The following is a 19,511-nucleotide window of genomic DNA, read 5'->3' on the forward strand; positions in this document are numbered from 1 at the left end:
GTCAGCTTAGTGGCAATTCCTGCAATGGTTTGCGGTCTTGCTTTTTTAAAAAAGGATCTGCCGATCCAAATATAGGCGCAGGCCCTCTAGGTCAAAGATTATCGTGACGTGAGAGTGCCCAGGGCAAGGCCGGTTTACCTAAAAACCGGCCTCGCTTGGTATTCTTTACGGTCGAGCCGCGCGAAAGGCCGCCTCGGTCAAGGCCGTATCGAGATGCGTGACCATCGATGCCCGTGCAACAGCATAGGCTTCATGGCAGCCGGTGATCTGAAAACCGAGTTTGTCCTGGACCCGCATGGATGCAGGATTGTCGGCAAAGACGCCGGAATAGAGCACTTCGCCAGGCATCTGCTCGAAGAAACGCTTGACGACGGCCTCTACCGCTTCGGTCATGTAGCCCTTTCCCCAATGATTGCGATCAAGCCAGTAACCGAGATGCCATTCACCGTGCCGCTTTTCGATCGACACGACTCCGATCAGCGTGTCATCACCGCAGGTGATCGCAAAATCCCAATCCGGCAGGGTACCTGATGTCCGCAGGATCAACCATTCCAGCGCATCCTGCTTGTAATAGGGAGCCGGGACACGCGCGAGCATGCGCGTGACCTGAAAATCGCTGAGCGACTCTGCAATGCTGCCAGCATCCGAAAGGCGCTGCGGGCGCAGCACCAGGCGGTTGGTTTGTAATGTCGGGCAGGGGCTCTGCCTGGAAGCATTTTCAACGGCCGGAGCACGTGGTGATAACCGCGCGACGCTCATCGTGTATCTCCCCAACTTCTCAGCGATACCCATGTCTTGCGATCCAGCCTGTACCATTCGACCGGAACCATGCCGCCAAGCGCCAGCGAACCGACCATGCCGGAACCCTGAAGCTGAAAACCGCACTTTTGTATGACGCGGCGTGATGCGATGTTGGTTACGCGGCAACGGGCATCGATCTGGTCGATGTCACGTGTGCGGAATGCCATGTCGATCAGGGCATGGGCCGCTTCCGTGGTATAGCCGTTGTTCCAGTAGGGCTCGCCCAGCCAGTAGCCCATTTCGAGCGTCTTGCCGTCTTCCTGCGGTTCCAGCCCGCAGCAGCCCATGAATTCGCCGTTCTCCATGCGGGTAATCGCATAGACGCACTTGCCAATCTCGCCCGCTTTCGCACGTCGCACGAAATCCGCGGCATCCTTGGCCGTGTATGGGTGCGGCATACGCGACACCATGGTCGCGATGTTGGCGTTGTTGGCAAGATTGGCAAGGGCGTCAATGTCTTCGTCGTGTGGCTTACGCAAAACCAGCCTTTGCGACAATAAGACGGGGCAATCGCTCCTCGACCGATCAGGTCTCGGCCGTTCTTCGGGTGACCGTGATTGGTCTTCCCTTAACAATTCAGCTTGCATGGTTCAGTCCTCCATAGGGTTAAGAAAAAAGGGGAGTTGGGTGGTGCCCCAACTCCCCTTTTTCTATGACTGAACCTGTTACGTCTCAGCCGGGTCATTGGGACACCGGCTGCATATGACGCTACCGGCTTATTCTGCTGCTTCGGCTTTCGGTGCCACAGACACGTATACGCGGCCATTGCCCTTCGTGCGGAAGGATACATTGCCGGCGGTCAGCGCGAAAATCGTGTGGTCCTTGCCGAGGCCGACATTGGCGCCCGGATGCCACTGCGTGCCGCGCTGGCGCAGAATAATGTTGCCTGGAATGACGGCTTCGCCGCCGAACTTCTTTACGCCAAGGCGCTTGGAGTTGGAATCGCGACCGTTACGCGAAGAACCACCAGCTTTTTTATGTGCCATTGGATTGCTCCTTTAAACCTAGTTTCCCGTGTCGCGCCGATCAGGCAGCAACGATGTCCGTGATGCGGACGACAGTGTGGTGCTGACGATGACCGCGTGTGCGCTTGGAGTTCTGACGACGACGCTTCTTGAAGGCGATGACCTTCTTGCCGCGGTTGTGCTCGACAACTTCAGCCTTGACCGTTGCGCCAGCAACGAAAGGAGCGCCGAACTGTGCGTCAGCGCCAACGCCGATCACGAGAACTTCGGTGAATTCTACAGTTGCGCCAGCGTCTGCTTCCAGCTTTTCGATGGTCAGCACGTCGTTGGCTGCTACGCGGTACTGTTTACCGCCGGTCTTGATGACTGCGAACATTTTTTATCCTTTCATGTTCGTTCCGGCTCTGCCCGCAAATGCGTGCTGGCCGTCTTTTTATCAGTCGAATAGCAAAGATTTGAGAGGTTTATGCCTCTTGAAACCCAGCCGGTGAAACCGCTTTTGACAAAGCGATGCAAACAGAAGGCGCAATACGCCCTCGATTTTCGTGTGGGATATGCGAGGTGGCGGTTTCTGTCAAGATCATTCACACCCGAAAAATAACCCAAAACGTCGAGAATCTCAGGTGATTTTGCCGCTTGTGGCAAAGAGGTCTCGAAATTTCGTCGGCAAGGGTTTATATGGGCGGCACACAAGGAGCAGAAATGGCCCGCATAGACAAAACCGACGACTGGCGCGACCGCCATGCGCCGACGATTTCAGCGTTTGAATCGCTTGCCATAGAGGCATATGGCCACCTGCCGGAAGAGTTTCGCGCGCTGACCAAGGATCTCATCATCGAGATCGCGGATTTTCCGACCGATGAAGTGTTCGAGGACATGGCGCTTGAGACGCCTTTCGATCTTCTGGGTCTTTTCGAAGGCCGCGGCATTTCCGAGCGCTTTACGATGGAAACGGGAGAGATGGTCAACCGCATCACTCTCTACCGTCGCCCGATCCTGGATTACTGGGCCGAAAACGAGGAAACGCTGGGCGATATCATTACCCATGTGCTCATCCACGAAATCGGTCACCATTTCGGCCTGTCGGATGATGACATGGAGCGTATCGAGGAAAGTGCCGACGAGGCAGCGACCGATCGTTGATCGTCAACGCCATTCCTCTCCCATCATTCCGGCTGTAGGCCTGAAATCCAGTCAGCTCAAGTTGTTGGGCTGAAAAGTGTCTTTCGATCGGACGGACGTCGGATCACTGGACCCCGCAGCAAGTGCGGGGTGACGTGGGAAGGGGCTTACATCTTCCTCCCGCGGCCAGCGGCGCAACCCTATACTACTGTTCGCCGAGCTTCATGTCCGGATGGTACTCTTTGCCTTCGACAGTTTTGATCACAGGCTGGCCGCAATGCATTACGCCTGTCGCTGCATTAAAGGCATAGGTCGGTGATCCCGCCAGTTCCCAGCCCTTGTTGAGAGCTTCGGTGACACGGTGACAAAACTTCGCGTCGTCCGGACCGGTTATGAAGCGATAGACTTTCATGGTTTTTCTGCCTTTCTCTGGGCGATGATCTCAGCCATTGCCACCAGCCTTTCGGCCTGGCCGACATGCACCCTCTCGATCATGCGTCCGTTGGAGTTGATGACGTTCAATCCCACAGATTCCGGCTTTGCGAAAGCCGCAATGATCTCGCGGGCCTCGGCCAGTGCCTCTTCCGTGGGAGCAAAGGCCTGGTTTGCGGCGTCGATCTGGGCTGGATGGATCAACATCTTGCCATCGAAACCCATGGCGCGGCCCTGATCGCATTCCGCCGCAAAAGCATCGAGATCGTAAAAGTCGTTCGATACGCTGTCAAAGACATCCAGCCCATAGGCGCGCGCCGCCAAAACGGTCTGCATCAGCCACGGCACGAGATAGGCTCGGCCCGGCTGTGCGGGAACATGGGTTGCCTTGCGCAGATCATTGAGGCCGACGACGAAGGCGCCAAGCCTGGCAGCCTCGGTGTGCGAGGATTCGGCAATGGATGCTGCATTCAGGATGCCTTTTGGCGTTTCGATCATGGCCCAGATTTTGATATCATCGGGCGCATCTGCTTCGGCCAGGAGGTCCGCGACGTCCTGAATTTGGGACGGCTGCTCAACTTTCGGCAAAAGGATCGCGTTTGGCCCGCATTCCAGTGCAGCCTTCAAATCGCGTTGCCCGACATTTACGGAAACCGGATTGATGCGGATAATGGTTTCGCGACCCGCCAGCGGCGTGTCCTTAAAGAAGGTCAGGAGATTGTCTCGCGCCTCATCCTTGAGGTCGGGTGCAACGGAATCTTCAAGGTCGAAGATGACGCCGTCGCAATCCAGCGTCATCAGTTTCGCTAAAGCGCGCTTGTTGATTGCAGGCACTGAAAGCAGTGAGCGGCGGGGGCGGACAGTATTGTTGAAATAAAAATCGACCATGCCGCACTTGTGTCAACCTTTTGTGACATTCGCAAGCACATAGGCGGTGTGCATCCTCTTGCAAGCAACGCAAAGAAGGCCCACATTCGTTTGGACAGAAAGGTTTGAACCATGCAGGGCATTCGTACATTCTTTATCGCGGCTTCCAGCATCGCAGTTCTGGCACTTGCCGCTCTCTTTACCGCTTCATTGACGGTCGCACTGGTCGGTACCCTGGCCGTGCTGAGCCTGGCGCGCGTGTTTTCAGCCCGCCTCAAACCTGCTCCAATACCCGTCAATCCTAAACACCGCGAACCACAGAACATGCGCGTGTGGAACGACGGTCGCGGAACGATCATCGATCTCTGATCTCAAATGTCTCGGCTGATTTTCACGGCAGTGTCGGGGGCTTGTTAGCCCCGACAGGCGTTGAAACGGCTCGACCCGATGAGCGTCATTGCCACATATGGTAGACCGAACCTGCCCGCATATTAGAGCGGGACTTTCATCGCATTGGGCTAAGTTATGTTGCAATGCCTCTCCTTTCAAAGTATCGACATGCGAGTTCAACCCACCTAATCGAGGGAAGCGAATGCGTATCGATGCAATTTCTGTCGGCAAGAACCCGCCGAATGACGTCAATGTGATCGTTGAGGTGCCGGTTGGCGGTCACCCGATCAAGTACGAGATGGACAAGGAAGCGGGCGCCCTGATCGTCGACCGCTTTCTCTACACTCCGATGACCTATCCGGGTAACTACGGCTTCGTGCCGCATACGCTTTCAGAAGATGGCGACCCTATCGATGTTCTCATCTGTAACACGCGCCCACTCGTGCCCGGTTGCGTCATCAACGTTCGTCCGATCGGCGTGATGATCATGGAAGACGATGGCGGCAAGGATGAAAAGATCCTGGCTGTGCCTGCTCCAAAGCTGACCCAGCGTTACGACAAGGTTCAGAACTACACGGACCTGCCAGAAATCACGCTGAAGCAGATCGAGCACTTCTTCGAGCACTACAAGGATCTGGAGCCCGGCAAATGGGTGAAGATGGGCGGCTGGCAGAATGTTGACGTTGCCCGCAAGCTGATCATCGAAGCGATCGAGCGCTACAAGGCTCAGGCCTGATCAACAGCTTCCAAATAGCTGAATAACGAAAACCTCCGGATCGAGATCGGTCCGGAGGTTTTTCTTTGGACTTGCCGAGGCTCAGGCAACCAGCGGATAAATCGTGTTCCACATCAGCGAGCGAATGAAGAAGATCAGCAGCAGAAGGATGATCGGCGAGATATCAATGCCTCCGAGATTGGGAAGCACGCGACGGATCGGGCGCAGCGCAGGCTCGGTGACGTTATAAAGAAAGCTCCCGATGGCGCTGACGAATTGGTTGGAGGAGTTTATGACATTGAAGGCGTAGAGCCAGGAGAAGATTGCACTGGCAATCAATATCCAGGTATAAAGGTTCAAAGCCAGATCTATCGTCTGAAACAGGGCAAGCATCAATGTCTCCATTTGTTGTTGGATGACATTTAGACATTGGCGGAGCAACCGACAAGTGCCGCTCGCTCATCAAGCTTTATGCAGTATTGCCAAAATACATGTGATCCGCGTCTCGTGAGCATGAGGGCCATGACCAGCTCGGCTGGCAGGCCACTCCGCGCACCAATCAGACGGGATCTTTGTGATCCTCGATGTCCTGTTGTGCATCGACATGGCTGGACGCCTGCTGGCGTTGAAGGACCCGGTCGCGTACGGAGACGCCCAGGAGATCAGCGACGCGCCAGATGACGTGATCCTCCATCTCATTGCGCTCACCATCCGCATAGACGATGTCCCAGAGGATGCCGATCAGTTCGACGCGCTTTTCCTCATCGAGATGGCGGCGGATGTCTGAGGTGAAGCGGTAATAATCGACCGCTTCCCGGCCAGCTTCCCGGCCGGCTTCCATCAGGGCATCGAGTTTGCCTGAACTCAGCTGGTAGTGTTCCTGAAGCAATTGCCGCAGGCGCTGACGCTCGACCTTTGAGACGGTACCATCCGCTTCCATCACCTGAAAACAGAGGGCTGCGATAGCCACACGCAGGTCATCCGGCGGAAAATCACGCGATGCGCTGGATTGCGTCAAATTCTGGAAAAACGATTGGATATTTTCAAACATGGCATCCTATCCAATCAAAACAACTTCAATCGTGTTTTCTCGTCCGGTTCAGCATTCGCCTTTTTGACACCGGGATCATCCGGCAGCCCGCCAAAGAACGGCACCGGCTCAGGCGTCTTCTGGGCTGCTCTCTGTTGGTCCTTTACGGTTGACGCAGGTTCAACAATCGCCTTCTTGGCACCCATAGAGGGGTCATCTTTCACGGGCGACTGAACAGGCGCAACAGGGGTCTCCCGCACCGCGACGGGAACCTCTATGATTTTCTCGCGGATTTCGGGTTTGGCCAGATCGGGCAGCGACGAGAGTGCTTGGTCGACGCTCATTTCCTCAATCGGCCCTTCCACATGTCCGAACGGCATCTTCCACTCGAATGCGTCAAGCCTGCCCGTGACGGGAGATGCTGGCAACCATTTCTCCGAGACAATGCCATCGGCAACCCAGGCATGATCGCGAGGCGCTCGCAGCGCCTGTGCCATCCAGTGGCGTATCCGGCCCTGATCTCCGGTTTCGGCCTCCTCGATGTCAGCCATCAGCAGAAAGATGCTTTCTCTGGGCTCCATGCGCGCAGCAGCTTCCGCTTTTGCACGGGCCCGGCCGAATTCCTTGGCGTCGAGTGCTGCCTGAGCGACCGCGATCAGGGACTCGACATTATTGGGTTTAAGGCTTTCCAGCCGCTCGGCACGTTTCAGCCGATCCGTTGCCGTATCTCCACTGCGTGCGCGGACATAGAGCTGCGCGACCTGCGGGTGCGGTGCGTTCTTCCATACCGGTTCGAGAACGGAGGCTGCCTTGCGAAGATTGTCTTCGCGAAGATAAGACCGAGCCGCGACAAGCGCCGCAGGGACGAGGTCCTTCGACAATTTCAAAGCCTGCTTTGCATCCTCGCGCGCGGCTTTCGGATCGCTTTCAAACTTTTCCTCGGCTTTCGCAGTCAACAGCACGGCTTTCAGGCGTTCTGCTTCACCACGGTCTATGACACCTGCAGCCTTTTGCTGATCGAGCAGCCGGATCGCATCGTCCCACTCGCCATTGCGGGATTTGCTTTCCAGGGTCGCTTGCGCCGCCCAGGGAAGGTATGGCGCGTTTCTCGCGGCATCTTCGGCATATTCGAGCGCTGCTTCATTGGCACCCTGGCGCCGCGCTTCCATATAGAGGCCACGCAGACCGAGTTCGCGGGTCTCCGGGTCCTGCGCCATCGCCTCAAATTTCCGCCGGGCCGCATCATATTTGCCTTCGATCAGATCAGCCTGCGCTTCCAGCAGATGAATGAGCGGCTCCTGATCTGCGCTGAGAAGGCCCTGCGTGCGCGCTGTCATCTTGCGTGCAAGGATGGCGTTTCCGGCGCCCGCAGCGATCAAGCCGGTGGACAGCGCCTGATATCCGCGGTCGCGTTTGCGTGCCCGGAAATAACGTTTTGCGGCCCGTGGGGAATTCCAGACCGTGTTGAACAGCCACCAGACGATCATGATCGTGGCAATCAATCCGCCCAAAATGGATGCGGCGACCATCAGGCTCATTTCGATGAGCTGACCTTGCCAGACGATGGAAAGAACGCCCGGCCTGTCTGCGAGCCAGGAAAAGCCGAAGCCAACAAGAAGTACGATGACGGCGTAACTGATAATTTTTGTCATGTCTTATCCCTGTTGCCCCGTGCTGTTGATGGCACGCGTCAGCGTGGCATTGACGAGGTCCTCAACCTGGATGCGTGCATCGAGCGACTTCTTGTAGTCTCCGGACACAGCCTTGGCCGCATCGGGCACCCCGTCCCATTCAAGGGCGGCACCCTTTAGATCGCCATTGCGCAACTTGTCTTCCATCCGGGCGATCTTGGCTTCCGCGCCTTCACCCTCGATGTTTCCAACAGGTCTAACCTTGACCAAGGACAGAGCGCTGTCGGTCAGGCGCGCGAAAATTCCCTGGTTGGGGTCTGCCTGGTTAAGCGAATCCAGCATGGCATTGGCGACATCAGGGAAATTGCGGGTCAATTCAGACCGCGATGGCACGCCCGTATTCGCAAAAGGCCGTAAAGACTGGATTGCCGGATCGTCGGGCGTTACGCGCGACAGCGTGTCGAGCTCGGCCAGAAACGGGCCTCCCCTATCGATTGCTGCTTTCAGCCCAGCGGAGGCGATGGCACGCGCAACCTCGATATCGTCACGCGGCTCGTTAAGCTTGGCCTCCGCTTCGCTCAGACGCCTCGTCAGATCCGAGTTAGCCGTATCCTGCGCCGCCTTTTCGGATTGAAGTGTCGCGACCGTCGTTTCCAGCGCCTCGATCTTGCCAGCGAGATCGCCGCCGGTCGAAGCATTCTCCAAAGCAGCCAGACGGCTTTCCAGTTGAGAGGTGTCACCTGCTGCCTGAGGGGCCTGGGCAATCTGAGCGCGCAGGTTTGCGATCTGCGTCTTCATGGCCGTCAGCTCGTCCGACGAGGTCGACGTACCCGCAAATGGCGGGAGGTAACCGGCATATTGCATACTGCCGGCAGCCAAGAGGGCGATCAGGCCACCGACGATACCGGCTGCGAGCAATCCTGAGTTTCCGCTGAGGTTGTCAGCCGTACTCTTTGGGCTCGACGTCGCAGAGCTCGCGCTCTTTGCTTGTGCTGAGGCCGTCGTTTCCACCTTCGGGGCGGATGGTTTTGGTTCGTTGACTTTGATGGATTCAGCCTTCGTGGGAGGGACAGATGACGCCTTGGGGCTCTCTTGCGTTTTCGAGCTGTCGGCCTTCAATTCTTCCGTCTTCTGTATATTCGGCTCCGGCTCGATAGGCTTTTTGACCGGCTGGTCCCAGACGGGTTTTGGGCTGTCTTTAGATGTGTCTGAGGGCGCAATCGGCGCTGTTGCTGCAGCCTTTTCAGGTTCAGACGTGTGCTCAGGTTCAGACTTGCCCTTTACGTCCGCTGCTGCGGCGTCCTTTTCCTTGCCAATTTCCTTCACGTCCTTGGCGTCCAGGTCAATTGTGACTGGCTCGGTGCTGGATTTGGAGTGGCGTGGCGGCTTTCCCGATACCATGACAACCTCATTCTGCCTGCATTTCCCTAAACCTAGTCAGTGATAACGGCAAAGGAAAGGGGAAAGAGGGAATTAGGTTCCCGCTTTTTGTTCAAGCAGATCGAACATCTGGTCTTCGACAGGGTCGGTGCTGGCCCATGCAACATGTCGAAAGGGTTCCGGCACCTGAGAACGCACCTTTTCGCTGATGCAGACAAAATGCGCTCTGGCGAGCCAGGTTGAAAGCTGAAGCTGATCACAGAGCGCGAAAAATCTGCGCGCAGCGTCTGCAGAATAGAGCAGCACCCCATCAACGGCTTCGCTGCCAAGCAGGTGTTCGAGTTCGTGTCTGCTCCAGTCAACGGCGCTCATCCCGTAGACCTCTACCGTTTCGAAGGGAATGTCGAGCGAGGACAATCTTCGCTCGAAACCATCTTCGCGAAGAGTTCCGGCGAGATAGGTTATGCCGCCGCTAATTCTCCCAGCCGTGCAGTCGTTCGCAATGAGTTCTGCCAAGGCGGAGCCATCGCTTTGACCGGCGGAGACGGTTTTGAAACCGGCCTCTTGCGCTGCCTTGGCAGATGCTGCGCCGACCGCGTAAAGCGGCACGTCCGGGATCGCCGGATGCCGGGGCAGGTGCTCTTCAAGCGCGCGGATGGCTTCTGCGCTGGTCACGGCAAAGGCGGCCGGTCTCGACGCGAATGCGTCCACACAGGCTTGCGCCAAATGAAGGGGGCGAACCAATGGCAGCAGAATGACCTCGTGGCCTCGCTGCCTCAACAGCTGTGCCGTCTTCATGCCCGACGCTTGCGGGCGCGTGACGACAACGCGCATGGTCAGCCCCAGCTTTCGAAGAAGCCGGTTCCCGCTGCACTTCTGACCCTCTCACCGGCTTTCAGCCCCAGCGCTTCGGCTTCAGTGCGTTTGCCCGAAACCTCGATGCTGTGTTCGGTCCGCCCATCCGGTGTCAGGATCATGCCGTGGAAATTCAAAAGGTCGCCGTCGCAGGTCGCGTAGCCGGCAATGGGGGTTCGGCAGGAGCCATCCAGAGCGGCCAGAAATGCTCTTTCGCAGTTTACCGCATCGGTCGTTTCGCGATGATCGACAGCAGCGAGCAAATTCTCCACGCGCGTGTCTCCAATGCGGCTTTCCAGCGCAATCGCCCCCTGACCGGGAGCGGGTGGGAACGTCGCGGCGTCCAGTATTTCCGTCGGAACGGTTTCCTTCTCAAGCCTTTTCAGGCCAGCAAGGGCGAGCAATGTCGCATCGGCCTGCCCCTCTTCAAGCTTGCGAAGGCGCGTGTCCACCAGACCGCGAAAAATGATGACGTCAATATCGGGGCGCAAGCGGCGGATGAGTGCCTGACGTCGAAGCGAGGCGGAGCCCACCGTTGCCGCATGGGGAAGCTCGATCAATCTTGCAGCCGTCCTGCCGATGAAGGCATCTCGAACATCTTCGCGCGGGAGATAGGCGGAAAGGTGCAGCCCATCCGGCAGCCGTGTCGACATGTCCTTGGCGCAATGCACGGCAAAATCCAGGTCTCCGGACAGAAGCTGGGTTTCCAGCTCTTCGGTAAACAGTCCTTTGCCGCCGATTTCCGACAGGGGGCGATCCGTCATCCGGTCTCCCTTCGTGGAAAGCGGAACGATCTGGAACATGTCCTGAGGAAGACCGTGCGCAGCCATCAGGCGGTCACGGGTTTCAAAGGCCTGTACCAGGGCAAGCGGGCTGCCGCGCGTGCCAATTCGGAAAGGTTTTGTTTGCATCCGCTTCTATCCATTGTTACCGGAGGTGTTCGTACCCAAGTTTCTGAAAAACCGCAATCAACGAACCGGCTGATGACCCCCATTCTTCGTATCCTCGGTATTGAGACAAGTTGTGACGAAACCGCTGCTTCCGTGGTGGTTCGCCATGAAAACGGGCAGGGTGACATTCTCTCCGACGTCGTTTTGTCGCAGCTTGAAGAACACAGCGCCTATGGCGGTGTCGTCCCCGAGATCGCGGCGCGCGCCCATGTTGAGGCTCTCGACAGGCTGATCGAGGAAGCCTTGACGTCAGCCAATGTGTCCTTGTCGGAAATCGATGCTGTCGCCGCGACATCCGGTCCGGGATTGATCGGGGGGCTGATCGTCGGCCTGATGACCGGAAAGGCCATCGCAAGAGCGGCGAACAAGCCTCTTTACGCCATCAATCATCTGGAGGGCCATGCGCTCACGGCGCGGCTGACCGACGGGCTGTCATTTCCCTATCTGATGCTGCTTGTCTCCGGCGGCCACACCCAGCTCATTCTTGTGCGCGGCGTTGGTGAATATGAACGCTGGGGCACGACGATCGATGACGCCTTGGGCGAAGCCTTCGACAAGACGGCCAAGCTCCTGGGGCTGCCTTATCCGGGTGGCCCGGCCGTTGAAAAGGCAGCAGCGAAAGGAAACGCAGACCGTTTCAATCTGCCCCGTCCCATGGTCGGGGAGGCGCGGCTCGACTTTTCCTTTTCCGGCCTGAAGACGGCAGTCCGGCAGGCGGCGACCGCGATAGCCCCCCTTTCGGAGCAGGATATCGCCGATATCTGCGCATCTTTCCAGAAAGCCGTCTCGCGCACGCTAAAGGACCGGATCGGGCGCGGTCTCAAGCGATTCTTGGAAGAATATCCTGATGTTTCCGGCACGCCGGCGCTTGTCGTTGCCGGGGGTGTGGCCGCCAACCAGGAAATCCGCCGCACGCTTCAGCAACTGTGCGAGATCCACCATTTTCGATTTGTCGCGCCGCCTTTGCACTTGTGTACGGATAATGCGGTCATGATCGGCTGGGCAGGGCTGGAGCGGATGGCGCTCGGCATCGCTCCCGATAGTCTGGACGTCCAGCCGCGATCGCGCTGGCCTCTGGATGCGCAGGCGCAAACACTGATCGGCTTTGGCAAGCGAGGCGCAAAGGCATGACGGCAAGGGATCGGATCGTCGTTATCGGTGCAGGTGCCTTTGGTACCGCGATAGCGGTTGTGGTGGCACTTGAGAACAGACAGGATGTGACACTTCTTGGCCGGGATGCCAGCTTGATGGCGGATTTGCGAGACAGCGGTTTCCACGATGCAGCACTCCCCGGCATTTCCCTGCCCGACGCCCTGCAATATTCGGCTGAGGCTGACGTTCTGAAAGATGCAAGTCTCGTCCTTTTCGCCATGCCGTCCCAGGCACAGGCCGATGCAGCCCGGACTTATGGTCCTTATCTGGCTAAGGATGCCGTCGTCGCAACCTGCGCCAAGGGGATCGACCGGCTGTCTGGCCAGTTGTTGACGGATGTGCTGGAGCGTGAACTGCCTCATCATCCCATATGCGTCCTGTCCGGCCCGGGCTTTGCAGCCGACATCGCGAAGGGACTGCCGACCGCGATGGCTTTCGCTGCGCATGAGACGAGCCTCGCAGAGCGTCTTGCGAGAATGATTTCAGGAAGCACATTCCGGCTTTACGCATCGAGTGACCGGATCGGCGTGCAACTGGGTGGGGCGTTGAAGAATGTTCTGGCCATCGCTGCCGGAATCGTCGAGGGCGCTGGTTTGGGCGAGTCCGCCCGGGCAGCACTGATCTCGCGTGGATTGGCCGAAATGTCTCGTCTGGTCGTGGCAATGGGCGGCAATGCGGATACGGTTCGTGGCCTCTCGGGCCTGGGAGACCTGGTGCTGACGGCGACCAGCCATCAGTCCCGCAACCTGCGCTTCGGAATCATGCTGGGGCAGGGGGGTGGTCCGGGATCGTTCCATGGCGGGTTGGTGGAAGGTGCCTATGCCGCCTCGGTCGCCTCGCGGCTGGCTGACGGGCTTGGCGTGGAGATGCCGATTACCGATGCCGTTGCGTCCATCATCGATGGCAGGCTGGAGATCAGCACCGCCATCCAACAGTTAATGACCCGGCCCATCACCACGGAATAGGGCCTTACGAGGAGACGAGAATGCTGTTTGCTTTCATTTGTAAAGACAAGTCCGATCATCTGCATGTGCGGATGGAAACACGCCCTGCTCATCTTGAGCATTTGAACGCCCTCAATGCAGCGGGAACGCTGAAAATGGCTGGCCCTTTTCTGGACGCCGAAGGCAAACCCAATGGCAGCCTGGTGATTGTCGAAGCTGCCGATATCGATGCGGCACGGGCCTTGGCCGATGCTGATCCTTATGCAAAGGCCGGCCTGTTCGAGAGCGTCGAGGTCAGACCGTATAACTGGGTCTTTAACAATCCGGGAGCGTAAGACCATGCCGAATTACTGGCTTTTCAAGTCGGAACCTTCCACCTGGTCATGGGACCAGCAGAAGGCGAAGGGAGAGGCGGGCGAGGAATGGGGCGGCGTTCGCAATTACCAGGCGCGCAACAACATGCGCGCCATGAAGCTGGGCGACAAGGGATTTTTCTATCATTCCAACGAGGGTCTTGAAGTCGTCGGCATCGTGGAAGTATGCGAATTGTCCCGGCCCGATTCGACGGCTGAAGGCGACGCGCGATGGGATTGCGTCCACATCAAAGCTGTCTGCGACATGCCGTCACCGGTTACCTTGAAGGATGTGAAGGCCAACCCCAAGCTTGCCGAAATGTCCCTTGTCACCTCGATGCGCCTGTCCGTACAGCCTGTCACGGAGGCGGAATATCGTGAAGTCTGCCGTATGGGAAAGCTGGCCGATCCGCCACAATCGCCGGAAACGGACGAGTGAAAACCGATCCTGAGACCTTCATCCGGGGAAATACATCCGTTCAGTCGCCGCCACATGTGCCGGAAATCCTACTTCATCTGGCAAGCGAGGCGCATGATCTCTGGCTGAAGACGGAAGATGAGTTGCAGGAAATCGGGCTTCCGCCGCCGTTCTGGGCATTCGCCTGGGCCGGTGGCCAGGGCCTTGCTCGCTATATCATCGACCATCCGCAGGAGGTGGCAGGCAAGCGCGTGGTAGATTTTGCCAGTGGATCGGGATTGGTCGCCATCGCGGCGGCCAAGGCTGGCGCCTTGAGCGTTACCGCCATCGATATCGATCCATGGGCGCAGACGGCGGTTGGCCTCAACGCGGCGCTGAATGGTGTGGAGGTGGATTTCTCCGGCGATGACATTATCGGGCGGGATGTGGAGACCGATGTCCTTCTCGCTGGCGACGTCTTTTATGACAGCGCATTCGCCGGGCTGCTTCGGCCATGGCTTCGCGAACTGACTCGGCGCGGTATTGGCGTTCTCGTCGGTGACCCTGGGCGCGCCTATCTTCCCAAGGACGATCTTTTCGCCTGCGCGACCTATCAGGTGCCGGTAACGCGGGCGCTTGAGGATAGTGATGTCAAGAAGACAACGGTTTGGCGTTTTGCATGATGGTCTCTCAGGGCCTTATGACGCACACGCCTGCCTCATAGGAACATGAGGCATCCGACCTGGCCTTGTCGACGTGGATAATGCGCGGTTTGGGCAGACCGCCAGCGCCAGGCCTTGAGAACGAGCCTCCCTCCACTGCGAAATAATTGCCATTTCTTCTCTCCCGAAAGGCCGTGATGCCACCTGAAAAGGTTCCCAATCGGCGGATGGAGGTCGTCAGGCTGTCACCACTATAAATTGATTTGTCATGGCGCCCATAAGAATGATGATGCCGGAAAGGGCTTTTCGAGTATTCCGCATGAGCGACAGAAACGCCGAAAATGGCCGTCAGGAGCCCCAGAAACGGTATCAGGTTACGGTGCGCAAACATGAGATTTTATCTCCTGAATAAATGGAATCTGCCGCATTTTTTCTAACGTTTACGTAAGAAAAAATATGCGTCTTGGCTTGGAAACGCTGGATATTTTATTTTTGATCCTTCAATCGCAAAGAATCTTCGATACACAATCGATTAAATTCGTTTTGCCGCCCAAATGTGCTTGTGGTTGCCGCCTCGTGCGATTAAAGGTCGCGGTTGGTGCAATGCACATTCCTCCGTCATGTGCGTTGTTTGGGGGCGTCCGGCTTGCGGGCGCAGGAAACGCCGTGAGGTCCATATGGCGAATACGACAAACAATCGGCCTTTGTCGCCGCATCTTCAAATCTACAAGCCCATTCCGACGATGGTCGCATCCATCATGCATCGCGTCACCGGTGGCGCACTGTATTTCGGCACGGTGCTTGTTGCCTGGTGGCTGATTGCGACCGCTTCTGGCGTCGACGCCTACAGCTGGGTGCAGTGGGCAATGAGTTCCATCATCGGTAAACTGATCCTGATCGGTTATACCTGGGCGCTCGTCCACCACATGCTGGGCGGCCTTCGCCACTTTATGTGGGACCTTGGGCATGGCTTCGATAAGCATTTCACGACCAGGATCGCGAAGGCGTCTTTCGTCGTTTCGATCTGTCTGACCGCGCTGATCTGGGTTGTCGCCCTGATCGTGCGCTGAGGAGATATTTTCATGGATATGCGCACACCTCTCAACAAGGTTCGCGGACTTGGCTCGGCCAAGGATGGCACTGAGCATTTCTGGCGCCAGCGCCTTACCGCAGTGGCAAACGTACCTTTGCTTATTTTCTTTGTCGTTTTCCTGGTTATGTATGGCGGCGCACCCTACGAGGAAGTCGCCTCCGCTCTGTCGAATCCGCTTGTGGCCGTTGTCATGGGGCTTGTTGTCGTTTCCGGCATCATCCACATGAAGCTCGGAATGCAGGTCATCATCGAAGATTACATACATGCCGAAGTGCCCAAGCTGGCGCTTTTGATGCTCAACACTTTCTTCGCGGTCATCATGGGCGGACTTTGCCTCTTCGCCGTACTGAAAATCGCATTTGCAGGATAATTTGTCATGGCATCGATCAGTTCACCTTCACAGAACGGCAAGGCCTACAACTACGTCGATCACTCCTATGATGTGATTGTCGTCGGCGCTGGTGGCGCGGGTCTTCGCGCGACGCTCGGCATGGCCGAACAGGGCTTCAAGACGGCCTGCATCACCAAAGTCTTCCCCACCCGCTCGCACACGGTTGCAGCGCAGGGCGGGATTGCCGCATCGCTGACCAACATGACGCCAGACTGCTGGCAGTGGCACCTTTACGATACCGTTAAGGGATCCGACTGGCTGGGCGATGTTGACGCCATGCAGTATCTCGCCATGGAAGCGCCAAAGGCGGTCTATGAGCTGGAGCATTACGGCGTTCCCTTCTCTCGTAATGCGGAAGGCAAGATCTACCAGCGCCCCTTCGGCGGCCATATGCAGAATTACGGTGAAGGCCCGCCGGTGCAGCGCACCTGTGCTGCTGCCGACCGCACCGGTCACGCCATCCTGCACACGCTCTATGGTCAGTCGCTGCGCAACAACGCCGAATTCTTCATCGAATATTTCGCGCTCGACCTCATCATGTCGGATGACGGTAGCCGCTGCACGGGCGTCGTTGCCTGGAACCTCGATGACGGTACGATCCACCGCTTCTCCGCCAAGATGGTGGTGCTGGCGACGGGCGGGTACGGACGTGCCTACTTCTCCGCTACATCCGCGCACACCTGCACGGGCGATGGCGGCGGCATGATTGCACGCGCCGGGCTTCCGCTTCAGGACATGGAGTTCGTCCAGTTTCACCCCACCGGCATCTATGGCGCTGGCTGCCTGATTACCGAAGGCGCGCGCGGTGAAGGCGGATATCTCGTCAACTCCGAAGGCGAGCGTTTCATGGAGCGCTATGCGCCTTCCGCAAAGGACCTGGCTTCGCGTGACGTCGTTTCGCGCTGCATGACCATGGAAATCCGCGAAGGCCGTGGCGTTGGCAAGAACAAGGACCACATCTTCCTGCATCTGGATCACCTCGATCCGGCTATCCTTCATGAGCGTCTGCCGGGCATTTCCGAGAGCGCGAAGATCTTTGCAGGCGTTGACGTGACCCGCGAGCCTATCCCGGTTCTGCCGACCGTTCACTACAATATGGGTGGCATTCCGACCAACTATTGGGGCGAAGTGCTGAATGCCGACAGCGAAAATCCAGAGCGCATCATCCCCGGCCTGATGGCAGTGGGTGAGGCCGGTTGCGCCTCCGTTCATGGCGCAAACCGTCTTGGCTCCAACTCGCTGATCGACCTCGTGGTCTTCGGGCGTGCCGCAGCAATCCGCGCAGCGGAAGTCATCGATCGCAACAGCTCGATCCCGGCTCTCAATGTCGCTGCCTGCGACAAGATCATGGATCGCTTCGACCGTCTGCGCAACGCCAATGGCAGCACGCCAACAGCCGTTCTTCGTGACAAGATGCAGCGCGCCATGCAGGACGATGCAGCGGTGTTCCGCACGCAGGAATCGCTGGAAAGCGGCTGCAAGCGTATCTCGGCCATCTGGAAGGAACTGCCAGACATCAAGGTCACCGACCGCTCGATGGTCTGGAATTCCGACCTTGTCGAGACGTTGGAACTTGAGAACCTGATGGCCAATGCCATCACGACCGTTTACGGGGCGGAAGCGCGCAAGGAAAGCCGCGGAAGCCACGCCCGCGAGGACTTTGTCGACGGCCCGTTCGGCGGCCGTGATGATGTCAACTGGCGCAAGCACACGCTGGCATGGGTAAACGAGCAGGGTGACGTCAAGCTTGACTATCGCCCAGTGCATACCGACCTGATCGCCGATGGCATCGATCTTCAGAAGATCGCGCCAAAAGCCCGCGTCTACTGATAGAGGATTTTGGACATGGTTGAACTGACTCTTCCCAAGAACTCTCAGATGACCGAAGGCAAGGTCTGGCCAAAGCCTGCGGGCGCGAAGAATGTTCGCGAATACCGTATTTACCGCTGGAACCCTGACGACGGTCAAAATCCGCGTATTGATACCTATTATATCGACGTGGATGATTGCGGCCCTATGGTTCTCGATGGCCTTTTGTACATCAAGAACAATATCGATCCGACCCTGACGCTGCGTCGCTCCTGTCGCGAAGGTATCTGTGGCTCCTGTGCCATGAATATCGACGGCACGAACACGCTCGCCTGCACCAAGGGCATGGAAGACATCAACGGCACGGTGAAGGTCTATCCTCTGCCGCATATGCCTGTGGTCAAGGACCTCGTTCCTGACCTTTCGAACTTCTACGCACAGCACCGTTCGATCGAGCCATGGCTGAAGACTGTCTCGCCAACTCCTGCCAAGGAGTGGAAGCAGAGCCACGACGACCGTATGAAGCTCGACGGTCTGTATGAGTGCATTCTGTGCGCCTGCTGCTCCACGTCCTGTCCGAGCTACTGGTGGAATGGTGACCGCTATCTTGGCCCGGCAGTCCTGCTGCAGGCTTATCGCTGGTTGATCGACAGCCGCGACGAGGCCACCGGCGAACGCCTCGACAATCTTGAGGATCCTTTCCGCCTTTATCGTTGCCACACCATCATGAACTGCGCACAGGCTTGCCCCAAGGGTCTGAATCCTGCCAAGGCCATTGCCGAAATCAAGAAGATGATGGTCGAGCGTCGCGTGTAAGCGGCACGCCATATTGACTTAATAGACAGGCCATGACGCGCGCGAATGGCCTGTTCACCAGACAGAGGGCTGAAGATTTGCATAAAATTCGGCTGAAATCGTAATTATCGAAGCATCGGCTTGCCGTGACTAATTCTTTGGTAATAATTCAGCCGTTTTGTGTAGACATGTTCTTTCCGAAGCAGAGAATCGGGAGCTTGAGATGCAATTCAGATATGTGGTGACAGGCCTTGCGGTTGTGATGAGCCTCGCCGGTTGCCAGCGTACCTCTTATGACTACAACAACAGCCCGAGTGGCAATTCCGGCTACACGCCGCCTCTTCAGGCGCAGCCGGTGCCTTCCGTTCAGTCCGGTTCATTGCCGCCACCGGGTGGTTCCACGCAGTTCCCGACAGCTCCTGGCAATGCGGCCCCTGCTGGCACCAACGTCGCTTCCGCAGCACCTGCTGCCGCAATGGACGTGACGAAAGAAGCCATGGTTGGCAACTGGCGCGTTTCGAATGGCGGCGCAAGCTGTGACATGTTCCTGACCCTGACCAACCTTGGCAGCGGTTCGCGTGGCGGCACACGTGGCTGCGCGGGCGAGCTTTCGTCGATGGGTTCCTGGGAAGTTTCCAACAAGATGGTGTTGTTCAAGAACAGAGCCGGTGACACGATCGGCCGTGTCTACAAGACTGGCGAGACCAAATATGATGGTACGACAAACAGTGGCCAGCCATTGACCCTCAGCCGATAATTCCATCTCTGCGGGCGCAT

Annotated in this window: 25 protein-coding genes; 13 read left to right on the forward strand and 12 right to left on the reverse strand. The window is 57.5% G+C overall.

Features of this window, described 5'->3' with window-relative positions:
- Nucleotides 1-165 precede the first annotated feature (165 nt).
- From ASF69_RS20855 to rplU, 4 genes are all read right to left on the reverse strand, one after another.
- Nucleotides 166-759: a GNAT family N-acetyltransferase gene (locus ASF69_RS20855; protein WP_062590279.1), complete on the reverse strand. Its 594-nt coding sequence runs from the start codon at nucleotides 757-759 to the stop codon at nucleotides 166-168.
- The gene (locus ASF69_RS20860; protein ID WP_062590281.1) at nucleotides 756-1,388 is read right to left on the reverse strand and encodes a GNAT family protein; all 633 of its coding nucleotides are present in this window, start codon (nucleotides 1,386-1,388) and stop codon (nucleotides 756-758) included. Before ASF69_RS20860 ends, ASF69_RS20855 begins: the two co-directional genes overlap by 4 nt.
- Before the next feature lie 129 nt (nucleotides 1,389-1,517).
- Nucleotides 1,518-1,787: a 50S ribosomal protein L27 gene (rpmA, locus tag ASF69_RS20865; RefSeq protein ID WP_062452938.1), complete on the reverse strand. Its 270-nt coding sequence runs from the start codon at nucleotides 1,785-1,787 to the stop codon at nucleotides 1,518-1,520.
- 40 nt (nucleotides 1,788-1,827) lie between these two features.
- On the reverse strand, nucleotides 1,828-2,142 hold the full coding sequence (rplU, locus tag ASF69_RS20870) for a 50S ribosomal protein L21 (protein WP_045230876.1): 315 nt from the start codon (nucleotides 2,140-2,142) through the stop codon (nucleotides 1,828-1,830).
- A 326-nt stretch (nucleotides 2,143-2,468) separates the two neighbouring features.
- On the opposite strand from rplU, the gene ASF69_RS20875 reads away from it, so the two are divergent.
- Nucleotides 2,469-2,909, forward strand: a complete 441-nt coding sequence (locus tag ASF69_RS20875; RefSeq protein ID WP_062452937.1) for a metallopeptidase family protein — start codon at nucleotides 2,469-2,471, stop codon at nucleotides 2,907-2,909.
- 184 nt (nucleotides 2,910-3,093) lie between these two features.
- Here the strand turns inward: ASF69_RS20875 and ASF69_RS20880 are convergent, their stop codons facing one another.
- Nucleotides 3,094-3,300 (reverse strand): DUF1737 domain-containing protein, encoded by a 207-nt coding sequence (locus ASF69_RS20880; protein WP_062452936.1) that lies wholly within the window; start codon nucleotides 3,298-3,300, stop codon nucleotides 3,094-3,096.
- Complete coding sequence (locus ASF69_RS20885) at nucleotides 3,297-4,208, reverse strand: CoA ester lyase (RefSeq protein WP_062590283.1); 912 nt, start codon at nucleotides 4,206-4,208, stop codon at nucleotides 3,297-3,299. Before ASF69_RS20885 ends, ASF69_RS20880 begins: the two co-directional genes overlap by 4 nt.
- Nucleotides 4,209-4,319: 111 nt before the next feature.
- On the opposite strand from ASF69_RS20885, the gene ASF69_RS20890 reads away from it, so the two are divergent.
- Both ASF69_RS20890 and ppa read left to right on the forward strand, forming a co-directional pair.
- Nucleotides 4,320-4,556, forward strand: a complete 237-nt coding sequence (locus tag ASF69_RS20890; RefSeq protein WP_062590284.1) for a hypothetical protein — start codon at nucleotides 4,320-4,322, stop codon at nucleotides 4,554-4,556.
- Between the two features lie 223 nt (nucleotides 4,557-4,779).
- Nucleotides 4,780-5,313, forward strand: a complete 534-nt coding sequence (gene ppa, locus ASF69_RS20895) for an inorganic diphosphatase (protein ID WP_062590286.1) — start codon at nucleotides 4,780-4,782, stop codon at nucleotides 5,311-5,313.
- Nucleotides 5,314-5,394: 81 nt separating this feature from the next.
- Here the strand turns inward: ppa and ASF69_RS20900 are convergent, their stop codons facing one another.
- From ASF69_RS20900 to hemC, 6 genes are all read right to left on the reverse strand, one after another.
- Nucleotides 5,395-5,685 (reverse strand): YggT family protein, encoded by a 291-nt coding sequence (locus ASF69_RS20900; RefSeq protein WP_062590288.1) that lies wholly within the window; start codon nucleotides 5,683-5,685, stop codon nucleotides 5,395-5,397.
- A 166-nt stretch (nucleotides 5,686-5,851) separates the two neighbouring features.
- On the reverse strand, nucleotides 5,852-6,343 hold the full coding sequence (locus ASF69_RS20905) for a TerB family tellurite resistance protein (protein WP_062590289.1): 492 nt from the start codon (nucleotides 6,341-6,343) through the stop codon (nucleotides 5,852-5,854).
- A 14-nt stretch (nucleotides 6,344-6,357) separates the two neighbouring features.
- Nucleotides 6,358-7,974 carry a heme biosynthesis protein HemY gene (locus ASF69_RS20910; RefSeq protein WP_062590291.1) on the reverse strand — a complete coding sequence of 539 codons (1,617 nt, stop codon included), beginning with the start codon at nucleotides 7,972-7,974 and terminating at the stop codon, nucleotides 6,358-6,360.
- A gap of 3 nt (nucleotides 7,975-7,977) precedes the next feature.
- Entirely contained in the window at nucleotides 7,978-9,354 is a 1,377-nt protein-coding gene (locus ASF69_RS20915) for a mitofilin family membrane protein (RefSeq protein WP_062590293.1), read from the reverse strand.
- 72 nt (nucleotides 9,355-9,426) lie between these two features.
- Nucleotides 9,427-10,167 (reverse strand): uroporphyrinogen-III synthase, encoded by a 741-nt coding sequence (locus ASF69_RS20920; RefSeq protein WP_062590294.1) that lies wholly within the window; start codon nucleotides 10,165-10,167, stop codon nucleotides 9,427-9,429.
- Between the two features lie 2 nt (nucleotides 10,168-10,169).
- Entirely contained in the window at nucleotides 10,170-11,099 is a 930-nt protein-coding gene (gene hemC, locus ASF69_RS20925; RefSeq protein ID WP_062590296.1) for a hydroxymethylbilane synthase, read from the reverse strand.
- 72 nt (nucleotides 11,100-11,171) lie between these two features.
- On the opposite strand from hemC, the gene tsaD reads away from it, so the two are divergent.
- The 10 genes from tsaD to ASF69_RS20980 all read left to right on the forward strand — a co-directional run bounded on the left by tsaD (nucleotide 11,172) and on the right by ASF69_RS20980 (nucleotide 19,491).
- On the forward strand, nucleotides 11,172-12,269 hold the full coding sequence (gene tsaD / locus ASF69_RS20930) for a tRNA (adenosine(37)-N6)-threonylcarbamoyltransferase complex transferase subunit TsaD (RefSeq protein WP_062590298.1): 1,098 nt from the start codon (nucleotides 11,172-11,174) through the stop codon (nucleotides 12,267-12,269).
- Nucleotides 12,266-13,255, forward strand: a complete 990-nt coding sequence (locus ASF69_RS20935; RefSeq protein ID WP_062590300.1) for an NAD(P)H-dependent glycerol-3-phosphate dehydrogenase — start codon at nucleotides 12,266-12,268, stop codon at nucleotides 13,253-13,255. The genes tsaD and ASF69_RS20935 overlap by 4 nt, the downstream gene beginning before the upstream one ends.
- A 20-nt stretch (nucleotides 13,256-13,275) precedes the next feature.
- Complete coding sequence (locus ASF69_RS20940; RefSeq protein WP_062590301.1) at nucleotides 13,276-13,569, forward strand: YciI-like protein; 294 nt, start codon at nucleotides 13,276-13,278, stop codon at nucleotides 13,567-13,569.
- Nucleotides 13,570-13,573: 4 nt separating this feature from the next.
- A complete protein-coding gene (locus ASF69_RS20945; RefSeq protein WP_062590303.1) occupies nucleotides 13,574-14,026 on the forward strand; it encodes an EVE domain-containing protein in 453 nt (150 codons plus the stop codon).
- Nucleotides 14,023-14,667, forward strand: coding sequence for a methyltransferase (locus ASF69_RS20950; protein ID WP_062590305.1), 645 nt, complete (start codon nucleotides 14,023-14,025; stop codon nucleotides 14,665-14,667). Before ASF69_RS20945 ends, ASF69_RS20950 begins: the two co-directional genes overlap by 4 nt.
- Nucleotides 14,668-15,323: 656 nt before the next feature.
- Nucleotides 15,324-15,716: a succinate dehydrogenase, cytochrome b556 subunit gene (gene sdhC / locus ASF69_RS20960; RefSeq protein WP_062590309.1), complete on the forward strand. Its 393-nt coding sequence runs from the start codon at nucleotides 15,324-15,326 to the stop codon at nucleotides 15,714-15,716.
- A gap of 12 nt (nucleotides 15,717-15,728) precedes the next feature.
- Complete coding sequence (gene sdhD / locus ASF69_RS20965) at nucleotides 15,729-16,109, forward strand: succinate dehydrogenase, hydrophobic membrane anchor protein (RefSeq protein ID WP_062590310.1); 381 nt, start codon at nucleotides 15,729-15,731, stop codon at nucleotides 16,107-16,109.
- Nucleotides 16,110-16,115: 6 nt separating this feature from the next.
- Nucleotides 16,116-17,960 carry a succinate dehydrogenase flavoprotein subunit gene (sdhA, locus tag ASF69_RS20970; RefSeq protein ID WP_062590312.1) on the forward strand — a complete coding sequence of 615 codons (1,845 nt, stop codon included), beginning with the start codon at nucleotides 16,116-16,118 and terminating at the stop codon, nucleotides 17,958-17,960.
- 15 nt (nucleotides 17,961-17,975) lie between these two features.
- Nucleotides 17,976-18,755: a succinate dehydrogenase iron-sulfur subunit gene (locus ASF69_RS20975; RefSeq protein ID WP_062590315.1), complete on the forward strand. Its 780-nt coding sequence runs from the start codon at nucleotides 17,976-17,978 to the stop codon at nucleotides 18,753-18,755.
- Nucleotides 18,756-18,957: 202 nt separating this feature from the next.
- Nucleotides 18,958-19,491, forward strand: coding sequence for a protease inhibitor Inh/omp19 family protein (locus ASF69_RS20980; protein ID WP_062590316.1), 534 nt, complete (start codon nucleotides 18,958-18,960; stop codon nucleotides 19,489-19,491).
- Nucleotides 19,492-19,511: the final 20 nt, after the last annotated feature.

The sequence above is a fragment of the Rhizobium sp. Leaf311 genome, assembly GCF_001423445.1.
In the GTDB taxonomy this organism is placed as follows: domain Bacteria; phylum Pseudomonadota; class Alphaproteobacteria; order Rhizobiales; family Rhizobiaceae; genus Agrobacterium.

What these genes read in the sequence shown, in the direction of transcription:
- ASF69_RS20855 (WP_062590279.1), bottom strand. Translation starts at nt 759, where the DNA reads ATGAGCGTCGCGCGGTTATCACCACGTGCTCCGGCCGTTGAAAATGCT.
- ASF69_RS20860 (WP_062590281.1), bottom strand. Translation starts at nt 1,388, where the DNA reads ATGCAAGCTGAATTGTTAAGGGAAGACCAATCACGGTCACCCGAAGAA.
- rpmA (WP_062452938.1), bottom strand. Translation starts at nt 1,787, where the DNA reads ATGGCACATAAAAAAGCTGGTGGTTCTTCGCGTAACGGTCGCGATTCC.
- rplU (WP_045230876.1), bottom strand. Translation starts at nt 2,142, where the DNA reads ATGTTCGCAGTCATCAAGACCGGCGGTAAACAGTACCGCGTAGCAGCC.
- ASF69_RS20875 (WP_062452937.1), top strand. Translation starts at nt 2,469, where the DNA reads ATGGCCCGCATAGACAAAACCGACGACTGGCGCGACCGCCATGCGCCG.
- ASF69_RS20880 (WP_062452936.1), bottom strand. Translation starts at nt 3,300, where the DNA reads ATGAAAGTCTATCGCTTCATAACCGGTCCGGACGACGCGAAGTTTTGT.
- ASF69_RS20885 (WP_062590283.1), bottom strand. Translation starts at nt 4,208, where the DNA reads ATGGTCGATTTTTATTTCAACAATACTGTCCGCCCCCGCCGCTCACTG.
- ASF69_RS20890 (WP_062590284.1), top strand. Translation starts at nt 4,320, where the DNA reads ATGCAGGGCATTCGTACATTCTTTATCGCGGCTTCCAGCATCGCAGTT.
- ppa (WP_062590286.1), top strand. Translation starts at nt 4,780, where the DNA reads ATGCGTATCGATGCAATTTCTGTCGGCAAGAACCCGCCGAATGACGTC.
- ASF69_RS20900 (WP_062590288.1), bottom strand. Translation starts at nt 5,685, where the DNA reads ATGCTTGCCCTGTTTCAGACGATAGATCTGGCTTTGAACCTTTATACC.
- ASF69_RS20905 (WP_062590289.1), bottom strand. Translation starts at nt 6,343, where the DNA reads ATGTTTGAAAATATCCAATCGTTTTTCCAGAATTTGACGCAATCCAGC.
- ASF69_RS20910 (WP_062590291.1), bottom strand. Translation starts at nt 7,974, where the DNA reads ATGACAAAAATTATCAGTTACGCCGTCATCGTACTTCTTGTTGGCTTC.
- ASF69_RS20915 (WP_062590293.1), bottom strand. Translation starts at nt 9,354, where the DNA reads ATGGTATCGGGAAAGCCGCCACGCCACTCCAAATCCAGCACCGAGCCA.
- ASF69_RS20920 (WP_062590294.1), bottom strand. Translation starts at nt 10,167, where the DNA reads ATGCGCGTTGTCGTCACGCGCCCGCAAGCGTCGGGCATGAAGACGGCA.
- hemC (WP_062590296.1), bottom strand. Translation starts at nt 11,099, where the DNA reads ATGCAAACAAAACCTTTCCGAATTGGCACGCGCGGCAGCCCGCTTGCC.
- tsaD (WP_062590298.1), top strand. Translation starts at nt 11,172, where the DNA reads ATGACCCCCATTCTTCGTATCCTCGGTATTGAGACAAGTTGTGACGAA.
- ASF69_RS20935 (WP_062590300.1), top strand. Translation starts at nt 12,266, where the DNA reads ATGACGGCAAGGGATCGGATCGTCGTTATCGGTGCAGGTGCCTTTGGT.
- ASF69_RS20940 (WP_062590301.1), top strand. Translation starts at nt 13,276, where the DNA reads ATGCTGTTTGCTTTCATTTGTAAAGACAAGTCCGATCATCTGCATGTG.
- ASF69_RS20945 (WP_062590303.1), top strand. Translation starts at nt 13,574, where the DNA reads ATGCCGAATTACTGGCTTTTCAAGTCGGAACCTTCCACCTGGTCATGG.
- sdhC (WP_062590309.1), top strand. Translation starts at nt 15,324, where the DNA reads ATGGCGAATACGACAAACAATCGGCCTTTGTCGCCGCATCTTCAAATC.
- sdhD (WP_062590310.1), top strand. Translation starts at nt 15,729, where the DNA reads ATGGATATGCGCACACCTCTCAACAAGGTTCGCGGACTTGGCTCGGCC.
- sdhA (WP_062590312.1), top strand. Translation starts at nt 16,116, where the DNA reads ATGGCATCGATCAGTTCACCTTCACAGAACGGCAAGGCCTACAACTAC.
- ASF69_RS20975 (WP_062590315.1), top strand. Translation starts at nt 17,976, where the DNA reads ATGGTTGAACTGACTCTTCCCAAGAACTCTCAGATGACCGAAGGCAAG.
- ASF69_RS20980 (WP_062590316.1), top strand. Translation starts at nt 18,958, where the DNA reads ATGCAATTCAGATATGTGGTGACAGGCCTTGCGGTTGTGATGAGCCTC.